Source organism: Paucibacter sp. B2R-40 (assembly GCF_025717555.1).
GTDB lineage: Bacteria > Pseudomonadota > Gammaproteobacteria > Burkholderiales > Burkholderiaceae_C > Paucibacter_A.
The window spans coordinates 891,085-903,053 of sequence record NZ_JAJIRP010000001.1; the positions used below are offsets into that span (position 1 = coordinate 891,085).

General features: G+C 59.0%; 8 protein-coding genes and 3 tRNA genes. 9 read left to right on the forward strand and 2 right to left on the reverse strand.

Annotated elements, in window-relative coordinates; all coding sequences use genetic code 11:
- Nucleotides 1-4: 4 nt before the first annotated feature.
- Genes nagZ through LNV09_RS04010 form a run of 5 tightly spaced genes read left to right on the forward strand, consistent with a single transcriptional unit; the run spans nucleotide 5 to nucleotide 6,386 of the window.
- Nucleotides 5-1,480, forward strand: coding sequence for a beta-N-acetylhexosaminidase (gene nagZ, locus LNV09_RS03990; protein ID WP_263555759.1), 1,476 nt, complete (start codon nucleotides 5-7; stop codon nucleotides 1,478-1,480).
- Between the two features lie 13 nt (nucleotides 1,481-1,493).
- Nucleotides 1,494-2,816 (forward strand): MFS transporter, encoded by a 1,323-nt coding sequence (locus tag LNV09_RS03995; RefSeq protein ID WP_263555760.1) that lies wholly within the window; start codon nucleotides 1,494-1,496, stop codon nucleotides 2,814-2,816.
- A complete protein-coding gene (locus tag LNV09_RS04000) occupies nucleotides 2,813-3,724 on the forward strand; it encodes a glycoside hydrolase family 16 protein (protein ID WP_263555761.1) in 912 nt (303 codons plus the stop codon). Before LNV09_RS03995 ends, LNV09_RS04000 begins: the two co-directional genes overlap by 4 nt.
- A gap of 22 nt (nucleotides 3,725-3,746) precedes the next feature.
- Nucleotides 3,747-4,814 carry an acyltransferase family protein gene (locus tag LNV09_RS04005; RefSeq protein ID WP_263555762.1) on the forward strand — a complete coding sequence of 356 codons (1,068 nt, stop codon included), beginning with the start codon at nucleotides 3,747-3,749 and terminating at the stop codon, nucleotides 4,812-4,814.
- 57 nt (nucleotides 4,815-4,871) lie between these two features.
- The gene (locus LNV09_RS04010; RefSeq protein ID WP_263555763.1) at nucleotides 4,872-6,386 is read left to right on the forward strand and encodes a tryptophan halogenase family protein; all 1,515 of its coding nucleotides are present in this window, start codon (nucleotides 4,872-4,874) and stop codon (nucleotides 6,384-6,386) included.
- 27 nt (nucleotides 6,387-6,413) lie between these two features.
- Here LNV09_RS04010 and LNV09_RS04015 read toward each other — a convergent pair whose 3' ends face one another.
- Nucleotides 6,414-7,580, reverse strand: coding sequence for a formylglycine-generating enzyme family protein (locus LNV09_RS04015; protein ID WP_263555764.1), 1,167 nt, complete (start codon nucleotides 7,578-7,580; stop codon nucleotides 6,414-6,416).
- A 224-nt stretch (nucleotides 7,581-7,804) separates the two neighbouring features.
- On the reverse strand, nucleotides 7,805-10,597 hold the full coding sequence (locus LNV09_RS04020) for a TonB-dependent receptor (RefSeq protein ID WP_263555765.1): 2,793 nt from the start codon (nucleotides 10,595-10,597) through the stop codon (nucleotides 7,805-7,807).
- 666 nt (nucleotides 10,598-11,263) lie between these two features.
- On the opposite strand from LNV09_RS04020, the gene LNV09_RS04025 reads away from it, so the two are divergent.
- From LNV09_RS04025 to LNV09_RS04040, 4 genes are all read left to right on the forward strand, one after another.
- A tRNA-Tyr gene (locus tag LNV09_RS04025) sits at nucleotides 11,264-11,349 on the forward strand.
- 91 nt (nucleotides 11,350-11,440) lie between these two features.
- A tRNA-Gly gene (locus LNV09_RS04030) sits at nucleotides 11,441-11,514 on the forward strand.
- A gap of 84 nt (nucleotides 11,515-11,598) precedes the next feature.
- Nucleotides 11,599-11,673 (forward strand) — tRNA-Thr (locus LNV09_RS04035).
- Nucleotides 11,674-11,721: 48 nt separating this feature from the next.
- Nucleotides 11,722-11,969: GTP-binding protein (locus LNV09_RS04040; RefSeq protein ID WP_263555766.1), on the forward strand; the 248-nt coding region annotated here is incomplete at its 3' end.

Below are 11,969 nucleotides of genomic sequence, written 5' to 3' on the forward strand. Positions count from 1 at the left end.
CGTTATGACTGCATTCCACCCCGGCCAACTCGTGATGGTCGACATCCAGGGCAAGACACTGGACGCCGCCACCGCCGCCTTTTTGCGTGACAACCAGGTACGGGCCGTGTGCCTGTTTCGTAAAAACCTCGGCACCGAAGCCGAAGTGCGCCAACTGACCCGCGATTTGCGCGCAGTGATGGGCCCGACCGCCTTGATCGGCCTCGATCAAGAAGGTGGTTCGGTGGTGCGCGCGACCTTCTTGCCACAAGCCCCTTCGGCGATGGCCTTGGGCGCGGCCGATGATGCGAGCTTGGCCGAGCAGGTTGGCGCGGGCGTTGCGCGCGGCTTGGCCAGCATCGGCGTGAACTGGAACTTCGCGCCGGTTCTGGACATCAATAACAACCCGGCCAATCCGGTCATCGCCGAGCGCAGCTTCTCCGAAGATGCCGATGATGTGACCCGTTTGGCCGGCGCCTGGATGCGCGGCTCGCTCAAGGAAGGCGTGGCCTGCTGCGTCAAGCATTTCCCAGGTCACGGCGACACCCATGTGGATTCGCACCTCGCCCTGCCGACCGTGGACAAGAGCCGCGCCGAGCTGGACGCGCTGGAGTTGCGCCCCTTCAAGGCCTTGCGTGATGAAGCGCCGGCAGTGATGACGGCTCACATCGTCTACCCGCAGATCGATCCCGAGCATCCGGCCACGCTGTCGACCAAGATTTTGCGCGACATCTTGCGCGTCGAATGGGGTTACGACGGTGTCGTGATCACCGATGCCTTGATGATGAAGGCGATCTTCGAGCGCTATGGCTATGCGCGTGCGGCGGTGATGGCCATCCAAGCCGGCGCCGACATGATCCTGGCCCAGGGCGATCTGGAAGAGCAGGGCAAGTCGATTCAAGCGCTGGTGGATGCCTTCGCCAGCGGCGAGTTGACGGCCGAGCAAGGCCGCATTGCTTGCGCCCGCTTGGACAAGCTGGCGCTGGCCTACCCGGTGCGCCATGACGATTACCTTGGTGCGCCGCGCGAGGCCGATGATGTCTTGATGCGCAAGGCCTGGGCCGCTGGCCTGACCGCGCTGCGTGGCGCCGCGCCGCCGGCACTGAATGCGGCCTTGCGTGTGTTCGTGCAGCCCGAAGTGCCGACCGACGGCGTGTCGGAAGCCGGCCCGCTGGGCCAGCAGATCGTGGAGCTGTTCAGCGCCTTTCCGAATGCACAGATTCAGTATGTCGACGACATCCTCAATCTGGACTGGGCCGAGGTGCCGCAGGACGGGCGCCTCAATATCGTCGCCTCCACGCATCGCATGCGTTATGGCGCAAATGCACAGACTTGGCGGCCCGATCTGCATCTGGTGCTGTGGAACCCGTTCCAGGCCCACGATGTACCCGCGCCAACCGTTGTGACCTGGGGTTATGCCGATGGCGCCCTGGCGGGCTTGAAGGCCTGGCTGGAAGGGCGCGCCAGCGCCACGGCAACATCGCCCGTCAACTTGGACTGAACCCGGACACCCCATGAGCTCATCCACCCTGACCGCCAAGACCTCATTGAATCCGGCTGCTACACAAGCGCGCACCCCGGCGACCTGGGTATTGAGCCTGTACTTTCTGCAGGGCCTGCCATTTTTCATGGTGAATGTGGTGGCCGGGCTGATGCTCAAAAGCCTGGGGGTCTCTAACGAGGACATCACCCGTTGGACCGGCCTGCTGGGCTTGGCGTGGGTGTTCAAGCCGCTGTGGAGCCCCTTGCTGGAATTGGCGCCGAGCAAGAAGTGGATGGTGATTGTGTTTCAGGCCGTCGGCGCGGTCGCGCTCGGCTTGATTGCCTTGTCATTGAATTTACCGAACTTTTTCGTGCTGTGTATCGCGATGTTGGCCGTGGCCTCGATCGCCTCGGCCTCACATGACATCGTCTGCGACGGCCTCTACATCGCCACCCTGAATGGCAAACAGCGCGCCGTCTGGGCCGGTTGGCTGGGTACTTGCTTCAACGGCTCCAAGCTGTTTGCGATGGGCGGCTTGGTGATTTTGGCCGGACATCTGGAGAAGACAGCCGGCCCGGTGGTCGCGTGGGCGACGGTGTTCGCGATTGCCGCGCTGACCATGGCGGTGCTGGCCGGCTATCACGTCTGGGCCTTGCCGGACACGCGCAAGAGCGTCGCGGTCGACGCAGCCGGCGAGGTCGCAGGCACCTTGGGCGATGTGATCCGCAGCTTCTTTCAGTTGAAGGGCGTTTGGACGGCGATCGCTTTTATTCTGCTGTTTCGCGCCGGTGAGTCGCAGGTGCAGGCCTTGGGGCCGCTGTTCATGAAGGATGCGCGCGAGCTGGGTGGTCTGGGCATGGCGACCACCGATGTGGGCCTGTCCTACGGCACGGCCGGCACCTTGGCTTTCCTGGCGGGCAGTATTGCTTCGGGCTACTTCACTGCCTGGTTGGGCCTGCGCCGAGCGATGTTGTGGCTGCTGCTGGCGATGAATCTGCCGAACCTGGCCTTCTACCTGTTGGCGATGTTCCAGCCTACTGATCTGTGGGCGATTTCGCTGGCGGTGAGCCTGGAGACTTTTGGCTATGGCTTTGGCTTCGTTGCGGTGATTCTGTTCATGATGCAGTTCGTCGCCAAGAGCAAATACCAGACGGCGCATTACGCGATTGCGACCGGTTTCATGGCCTTGGGTTATGTGATCTTCAAATCGGTCAGCGGTGATATTCAGAAGTTCCTGGGCTATCAAAACTTCTTCCTGTGGGTCTTACTCTCGGCTGTGCCGGTATTCTTGATGATGCGTATCCTGCCCATCCGCGAGGATGAAGAGGCGCAAGAAGGCAAGTCAGCAGCATGAACCGGCACGTGGTCAAGACCTTGCTGAGTTTGCTGACGCTCTGGGCTTCGGCTGTGCCTGCTGCTGCGCCTGAGCGCTTCTTTGATGACTTCAGCTATGCGGACGCAGCCGCGATGGCGGCCAAGGGTTGGACGCCGCGCGAAAAGGCGGGCCACCCCGGCGTCGAGGGTGCGACCTGGAGCGCCTCTCAGTTCCGCCTGCTGGATGATCCGCTGAGCCAGGGCAATCGGATCTTGCGCCTAACAGCCAGCACCGACGGTACGGGAGTCGGCACCACACAGACCCAGCTTTGCCACGCCCGCAAGTATCTCGAAGGCACCTACGCCGCCCGCATCCGCTTCAGCGATCAACCGGTGGCCGGCGTTGATGGCGACCCGGTGATCCAGACTTTTTATGCGGTCACGCCGCTCAAGCATGACTTCGACCCTGATTTTTCAGAGATGGACTGGGAGTATTTGCCCAATGGCGGTTGGGGCAGCGAGAAGACGCGGCTCTACGGCATCGCTTGGCAGACTGTGCAGCTCAACCCCTGGCAGGCGCATAACCAGCAGCACGAGGAATTCGGCAGTTTGGACGGTTGGCATCAGCTGATGATGCAGGTCAGCGAAGGCAAGGTAAAGCTGTTCCTGGATGGGCGTCAAATCGCCACACATGGCGGGAGAACCTATCCGGTCTCGCCGATGTCGATCAACTTCAATCTCTGGTTCTCCCCGGGCGGGCTTTTGGCCAAGACCGAGCAGGCACGCCGTTACGAGCAGGATGTTGATTGGGTCTTCCATGCCCGCAACGAAGTGCTGAGCCCGGCGCAGGTGAATGCCGAGGTGGCCAAGTTCAGGACTGCCGGTATCGCCCAAACCGATAACGTGCCTGCAGCCACGCCGGCCTTGAGCAGTCTTTGCGACTTCTGATTCGTCCACAGAAAACTTTGAGATGAGCGCCAACAAACGTTTTGCGTCGGTTGACGCGCTGCGCGGTCTGACGGTCGCGGCCATGCTGTTGGTCAACAATCCCGGCAGCTGGAGTTTTGTCTATGCGCCGCTGGAGCATTCTGAGTGGCATGGCTGCACGCCCACCGACCTGATATTTCCCTTCTTCTTGTTCATCGTTGGCGTGTCGATTGCGTTGGCTTTTGGCGGCAGGATTGAGGCCGGAGCGCCGACAGCGCCGATGGTGCGGACTGTTTTCAAGCGCGCCTTGCGCATCATCGGGCTCGGCTTGATCCTGCATGCGCTGGCTTGGTGGCTGATGAGTAAACCCGAGTACCGTATTCCTGGCGTCTTGCAACGAATCGGTCTTTGTTTTGCCTTTGTCGGACTGGTCGCCATTTATCTGCGGGCTCGCGCGCAATGGCTGCTGCTGGCGGCGCTGTTGATCGGCTATGCCGGCCTGCTGACTTGGGGTGGTTCGCTCGAGAAAGCTGGCAATATTGCCTCGCGCTGGGATGCCTTGCTGCTGGGCCGTTTTGGCTACGAATGGGTGGCCGCGACGGGGATCGGGCATGATCCGGAAGGCTTGGTCAGCACGCTCGGCGCTATGTCAACAGCCTTGCTGGGCTTGTTGGCGGGCCAGTACCTGCGTCGCGCTCAGATCCTCAACTTGCTCGCACTTGGCTTGGGTTGTGCGATGTTGGGCCTGATCTGGGCCGAATGGTTGCCGCTGAATAAGCAGTTATGGACCTCCAGCTTTGTGCTTTGGACCGGCGGTCTTGGCGCCCTGGCCTTGGCGCTGGCGCACCAGTTGATTGACAAAGCCGGCTGGCCGCCGATCGGGCGCAGCTTTGGCGTCAACGCCATTGCAGCTTACGCCGGTGCCTGGATGTGCACGGTCATATTGGAAGGCTTTGGCCTGATGAAGCCGCTTTATGCCGGCGCGTTTGGCTGGCTTGAGCCGCTGGTCGGGCCGTTCGGGCAGTCCTTGGCGTTTGCGCTTGCCTTTGTGGGCGTTTGGGCGCTGATCGTGCGGGCGCTGGACCGGCGCAAGATCTACTTCAAGGTGTGAAGGCAAGACCAGGCCGCTTTTGTTTTCACCAGTTTGTCCAAAGCAGGGAGTGCAGCCATGAAGCAGCAAGCCAACAATATTCGTGAGATCGTCATCGTCGGCGGCGGGACCGCCGGCTGGATGGCTGCGGCCTACTTGGCCAAGATGGTCGCAGGGGCAAAGATCAGTTTGGTCGAGTCCGAGGAGATCGGCACGGTCGGTGTTGGCGAGGCCACCATTCCCTACTTGAAGGCCTTTCACGTAGAACTCGGCATTGACGAGAACGAGTTCATGAGTGCCACCAATGCGACTTTCAAACTGGGCATTGACTTCGTCAACTGGGGGCAAATAGGAGAGTCCTATATCCACGGCTTTGGCGGGATAGGCCAGGATGTGGGCAATATCAAGTTCAGCCAGTATTGGTTGCGCCAAAAGCAGCTGGGCCGCGCGTCGAACTTGGAAAACTATGCGATCAATCTGGCCGCTTCGCGGGCGGACAAATTTGTCCGTGCGCGAGTCGATATGCCGGATTCACCGCTAGGCAAGATTGCTCATGCCTTTCATTTTGACGCCATGCTGTACGCGAAGTTCTTGCGCAAATATGCGGAACAAATGGGTGTGCAGCGGATCGAAGGAAGAGTCGTCGGCGCGACACAAAGGCCGGCCGATGGTTTTGTCGACGAACTGGTTTTTGAAGACGGGCGTCGCGTCGCGGGCGATCTCTTCATCGATTGCTCGGGTTTTCGCGGCCTCTTGATCGAGGAGGTTTTGAAAACCGGCTATGAAGATTGGAGTCACTGGTTGCCCATGGACCGAGCTTGGGCTGTGCCATGCGAATCGGCCGGTGCACTTTTGCCCTATACGAGATCAACCGCCCATGAGGCGGGTTGGCAGTGGCGCATTCCTTTGCAGAGTCGCATCGGCAATGGTCATGTCTTCAGTTCGCGCTTTATCTCGGAGTCAGCGGCGGCCGAAACCCTGATGGGCAATCTGGACGGCAAGGCCTTGGCGGAGCCGCGGCTGTTGAAGTTCATTACCGGCAAGCGCAAGAAGGTGTGGAACAAGAATGTGGTGAGTTTGGGTTTGGCCAGCGGTTTCATGGAGCCGTTGGAGTCGACCAGTATTCACTTGGTGGAATCGACCCTGGTGCGCTTGATCAGCCTGTTCCCTGACCAAGAATTTAGCCAAATCGACACCGATGAATTCAACGCCCAAGCTGATTTCGACTATGTCTCGATCCGCGACTTCTTGATCGCGCATTACAAAATTACGCGGCGCAATGACAGCGAGTTCTGGAATTATGTCCGTACGATGGATGTGCCTGACTCGCTGCAGGCTCGAATGGACTTGTTCGCCAGCAAGGGGCGCTTCTTCAAGAATGGCACCGAGCTGTTCAGCGATGACAGCTGGTTTGCCGTCATGTATGGGCAGGGCTTGCACCCCAATGGCTATCACCCCTTGCTTGATTCGATCGGCGATGAGCGCATTGATGGGTTTTTGGCCCACGTTGAGCGCATCACCAAGAAATGCGTGGAAGCGATGCCCCTGCATTCGGACTATGTGTCCGCCACTTGCCCTGCCAAGCCGATGTAGAAATCAGCCTGGCTTGGGGCGACGCTTTCAAAGCGATCTGGCGACGCGCAGACCGAAGAAGACGTAGCCTTCGTCCGGCGCATTGGGATTGCGCTTGCTGACGCTGAGGTCTTTGGCGTTGTTGTACCAGGAGCCGCCGCGCAGCACCCGCAGGTCCTTGTTTCCAGCTTCTTGTGGCGGCTTGCCGTCTGCACTGGCCCGGTTGTAGTCCTCATGGAAAGCATCTTCGACCCATTCCCAGACATTGCCATGCATATCGTGCAGGCCAAAGGGATTGGCTTGTTTGAGCCCAACCGGATGAACGCCGCCCTTGCTGTTGTCGTTGAACCAGGCGTACTGACCGAGCTTGCCCGCATCGTTCCCGAAGCTCCAGGCTGATCGGCTGCCGGCACGTGCCGCATATTCCCACTCGGCTTCCGTTGGCAGGCGGTAATGTTTGCCGGTGCGTTCGCTGAGTTTCTTGACGAATGCTTGGGCGTCGTGCCAATTGATGCGGTCGACCGGACATTCGGCGCCGCAGGTCTTGCTGGCGCTCGGGTTGCTGCCCATGATTGCTATCCACTCAGCCTGTGTGACTTCGAACCGGCCCAGGAAAAATCCATTCAGCGAGACCCGGTGCGAAGGCTGTTCTTCTGGGGCGTTTGCGCCCCCCATCGTGAAGCTTCCCGGCGCTATCATCACCAAGGCAGGGCAAAGCTCGCAGTCTTTGAGCCATTGGCCCGGGCGCGCGGTGCTTTCATCGCTTGCCCGTTCGCTGGCCAGCAACGCCGCCCGTTCCCGCCGTTGCCCTTTGGCGTTGACATCGCCGACCACCAAATCTGCGGCGCTATCCGCGAATTCAGCATCTGAAACACGTGATGGCGGCACATAGTGCATCGCCAGCATGCAGGCATGAAAGGCCTCGGCTCGGGGCTTTATATTGGCGTCAGCCTCGGTCGCTGGAATGGTGAAGCCGGGTGTCTGAGCGCATTCCATGCGCTCGCCTCGTTGCTGGCAGTCGACCTTGCCGGGGACGGTCTTGGCGGGTATCTTCACCCACATCAGCGGGGGGACATTGGCCAGCGCGATGGCCTCGCAATGTTCCTTGTCATGCTTCATTTGAGCGGAATTTGTGCCTTGCCGGCTCCAGTCCTGGGCGCAAGCACTGAGCAGCAAAGCTGCCAGTACTACGGCCACGCGTTGAATTGTCGACATGCTTCCCCCGAAGAAACTGATAAGCAGAAATACCTGCTTGAGTAACGAATTATGCAAACGAATTATTTCGGCATTTTATGCCAGGCACAAGCTTTTGAGGCCTGCCACAAGTCAGCTTGCTACCAACCCAAAACGCAAAAAAAGGGGCCCTTTCACAAGGACCCCTTTGGTGAGATAGAGGCAAGAGACAGCGTTCGTCATCTCTTGCTCAAACTAGCCCAATCTCAGTACTTCAGGCGTGCTGTCAGATAGTACTGACGGCCGTTCGTGTAGATCGAACGTGGCTGATCTTCCGACGCACCGCGGTACTTCAGGGTCGGGTTGTTCAAGTTCTGAGCGTCGAAGCTGAACGCGATGTTGTCGCTCAACTTGTAGCCCAAGGAAGCCGACACCGTTGCACCAGGCAGTTGGTAGAAAGGCTGGCCGCGATCCAAACCGATGTACATCTCCGAGCGATAGCCGTAGTTCAGACGTGCGCTGAATGTGTCATTCTCGAAGAAGCCGCCCAGATTGAAGGTGTGCTTGGAGGCACCTGTCATAGGACGACCGGTTGAGTCTGTCGAGTCGGAGTAGGTGTAGTTCGAATTCACACCGAAGTTGCCGGCGACTGGCACTTCACCAGCAAGCTCGATACCCTTGGCCTTGGCCGAGAGGTTCACCGGAGCGTTCAACAAGTAAGTCGCCAAATAGGTTTCTTGCGAGTTTGGCTTGGTGGTGATGTACTGAGCCTTCACTTGACCTGTGGCCACATAGGTGCCGATGTCCATATAGAACACGCCGGCCGATGCGAACGCACGTGGAGCGAAGTACCACTCGTAGTTCAGGTCGAAGTTATTGGAGCGAACTGGGTTCAGGTAAGGATTGCCCGACTCGCCGCTACCGACTTCACCCACGACCTTCGGTGGAACCAGGCTGACTTGACCGGCCAAAGCCGTGTAGTCAGCGCGGGTCATGGTCTTGGACACCGATGTACGCAGCACCATGTCGCGGTTCAGATCGAAACGTACGCTGGCGCTTGGCAGGTAGTCGGTGTAAGTACGGTCTACAGTCGTTGGCACAAACGGTCCGAACGCCGAAGTGTCAATCACGCCAGGCGCGTTTGCTGGTGCTGGCACGTTGAAGCCGGCTGTCGACTTGGTACGGACAGCACGCAGGCCGACGTTACCGGACCAACCTTGGCCTTCCAGTTGACCTTGCAAGTAGCCGGCGGTCGTGTCTTCCTTAACCGAATACTCGGAAGTCCAGTCGCGGCGGCCAGGCAGATCGCGGCGGGTGAATTTGGCGTTGTGTTCAGCCAGCTGGGCTGGTGTGAACATGGCCAGACCAGTCGGGAAACCCGAGCCCAGACCGGACGCGAAGTTGCTTGGGTAAGCCGCGCCGAAGCCTGGCAGGTTGGCTGGGTTCCACGGAGATGCAGCACCGTTCTTGCAGTTGTAACCTGGCGCGTTGCCATCACCAGCCCAATCGACCACATGGGTATCCGAGCAAGCAGGACCTTGGCCAATGTTTTGGCCGGTGTAGCGCTTGTGGTTGGCTTGACGCACGCCGAACTTCAGCGCTTGCAGCACGCCCATGTCCATCACGTACTCGCCGTCCAGATTCAGCCAATCTTCCTTGTCCGTCACGACAATGCCTTGACCGCCCCATGACCAGCCGTATACCCAACCCTTGTTCTGGTCGCTGCCCTTAGGCCCAATGCTGAACGCTGGTGCGTTGCCGGTGCCGTTGAAGGTGTAGGAGCCGCCCTGGCCGGGTTTGTCCAATTGCAACACGTCCTGGCTCAGGGTCTTGCCCTTGCCGGTCGAGGTGCCGATTTGGCCCAACAGGTTCAGCTTGTCGCTGACTTTCCAGCTACCTTCGAAGTTGACGAACTGAGTTTCAGCGGAGGAGCCGGGGCGTGAAATTGGATCGGTTTCGCCGGAGGCGATGTCCTTGTTAGGCGCGAAGGTGGCTGAAGTCAGCGTCTTGATGCCATTCTTGGTGCCGATGGTGTAGCCGGGTTCTGGCGCTTGGCCGCCGGCAATGATGCGGTCACCGACCATCAACAATACGTTGTTGTTGTAGTTGACAGCGTCCATCTTGGACTTGAAGCCGGTCAGGACCAGATCGATGTCCTTGGTGGGCTTGAATTCAGCAGAGATCAGGCCGCCTTCGCGCTTGCGCTCTTGCGTAAACAAAGCGGCACCGATCGACTTTGGAACGTAAACGCCGGCCAAGGCCGGGTCTTTCTTGGCCACGGCGCTGTCTGCAGCGATCTGAGAGTAGCTCAGTGTTTCAATACCGTCCCGACGCAAGTGACGCTTTTCAGAGAACGCTTGCACCATCACGCCGAAGGTGTTGTCGTCGCTGCGGTAGTTGAACAAGGCGCTCAGCTGCGGGTCAGTCTTTTCAGCCAAGTCAGAGTAGACGGCGCCAATGCCGGCTTCGGCAGTGATGCCCTTCTTGAATTCCAGGGGCTTGCGGGTGTTGATGTCCACCGAGCCAGCAGTACCGCCTTCAGGCAGGGAGGCTTCCGAGCTCTTGCGCACGACAACCTTGCCGACCACTTCGGAGGGCAGCAGCGAGAAGCTGACGCTGCGGCCAACGCCGGCGCCGGTCTGGCTCAAAACAAACCAGTCACCATTGGCGATGGTGTGGCCATTGACCAGAGTTTGGGTCAGGCTTGGGTTGGTGCCGCGCAGACCAACACGGTCGCGCTCGTCAAAACCGCCTTCGCCGGCCACGGCATTGCTGGCATTGACGCCAGGGATGCGCGCCAAGGAGTCGGCAACGTTCTTGTCGGGCATCTTGCCGATGTCTTCGGCCGAGATCACGTCAACGTGGGCGTCGGAATTGCGCTTGACGCTCAAAGATTTTTCTTGCGAGGCGCGAATACCAGTCACAACCACTTGTTCGAGTTGAGCGGTGTCCTGTTTAGCGGCTGGCTTTGTTTCCGCCTGCTGCGCCTGTGCCGCCAAGGTAACGCTCAGCAGCGTCATGGTGACGGCAGCTGCGATAGGGCTCTGTTTGACCTTCATTTCTTTTCCTTAAATTGGCCAAGAGACAATTTATTACTCGGCCTGTTTCCACTTGGCGCTCAATCCATGCGGCCCTGGCTGGGGCTTTGATGAACCGGGCACCGCTTAAGACATACGAATGCAACCAATGCCATGCCACTATACGGCGCGCTAGTGCCACTTTGCTACCACTTTTATGTCCGTGTTTTCCCTGCTGTGGCGGCGCCACCACCGAAAAATTTTCAACTTGCATCAGCGGCTTGGTCGCCCTTGGTTCGGAGTCTGCTTGCTATTGCTGGACCGGCAAAGATCAAGGGGAGAGGGTCCAGTGTTGAGCGAGGCGCCCTGTTCATGCGGTGTGTCGAGCGCTCACGCCAGGGTAAATACTGCTCCGCTGTGAGGCAATTTGAAAGCGAGTGGATGCGGAAATTGGACTGTCGCCGCCGTTTTGTAGCCTTCCTGCGACGGCCTCTCGATCGCGGCTTGCTGCTCGAAATGAATTTGCTGGGCTTGTGTTAGGTAGTTGATTGGTATCCGGCGTGGAGTAAGGTGGTACTGATTGGTGATCGGGCATGAATCGAGTTGAGGGGGTGGGCGTGCGATGCTTGGCAGGAGGAGGCCTTCGCGAGAATTAAAGAAAGTTGTTTGCGGCAAGAAAATGCTGTGCTATAGTTGCGGGCTTGCCTCGGAGGGGTGGCCGAGTGGTTAAAGGCAGCAGACTGTAAATCTGCCCGCTAACGCGTACGCTGGTTCGAATCCAGCCTCCTCCACCAAGGCAAACGCTTTTCTTGATTCGAGTCGCTGGCCGGTCCGGCGACTCGATCCCAGGAGGGCTGTTAGAAGTAGGGCAAGCAAGGCTCCCGGGCGGGAGTAGTTCAATGGTAGAACTCCAGCCTTCCAAGCTGATCACGCGGGTTCGATTCCCGTCTCCCGCTCCAGTGTTGTTGGTGTCGGTTTGTGTTGTTTGTAAGTCGTCGATACTGGTTTGCGGTTTTGAGTCAAGTCTCCAAACCTGTGTCGATGCCCATGTGGCTCAGTGGTAGAGCACTCCCTTGGTAAGGGAGAGGTCACGCGTTCGATCCGCGTCATGGGCACCACCTGTTTTCTTCTTCTAGTCTGTACTGATACTCTCTCGGAGCGCAGAAATGGCAAAAAGCAAATTTGAACGTACCAAGCCGCACGTCAATGTGGGCACGATCGGTCACGTTGACCATGGCAAGACCACGCTGACGGCTGCGATCGCAACCGTGCTGTCGAAGAAGTTCGGCGGCGAGGCCAAGGCTTACGACCAGATCGATGCAGCACCGGAAGAAAAAGCCCGCGGCATCACGATCAACACCGCTCACGTTGAGTACGAGACGGCTGGCCGTCACTACGCTCACGTGGACTGCCC

Coding starts and splice junctions, on each gene's coding strand:
- nagZ (WP_263555759.1), top strand. CDS start 5: ATGACTGCATTCCACCCCGGCCAACTCGTGATGGTCGACATCCAGGGC.
- LNV09_RS03995 (WP_263555760.1), top strand. CDS start 1,494: ATGAGCTCATCCACCCTGACCGCCAAGACCTCATTGAATCCGGCTGCT.
- LNV09_RS04000 (WP_263555761.1), top strand. CDS start 2,813: ATGAACCGGCACGTGGTCAAGACCTTGCTGAGTTTGCTGACGCTCTGG.
- LNV09_RS04005 (WP_263555762.1), top strand. CDS start 3,747: ATGAGCGCCAACAAACGTTTTGCGTCGGTTGACGCGCTGCGCGGTCTG.
- LNV09_RS04010 (WP_263555763.1), top strand. CDS start 4,872: ATGAAGCAGCAAGCCAACAATATTCGTGAGATCGTCATCGTCGGCGGC.
- LNV09_RS04015 (WP_263555764.1), bottom strand. CDS start 7,580: ATGTCGACAATTCAACGCGTGGCCGTAGTACTGGCAGCTTTGCTGCTC.
- LNV09_RS04020 (WP_263555765.1), bottom strand. CDS start 10,597: ATGAAGGTCAAACAGAGCCCTATCGCAGCTGCCGTCACCATGACGCTG.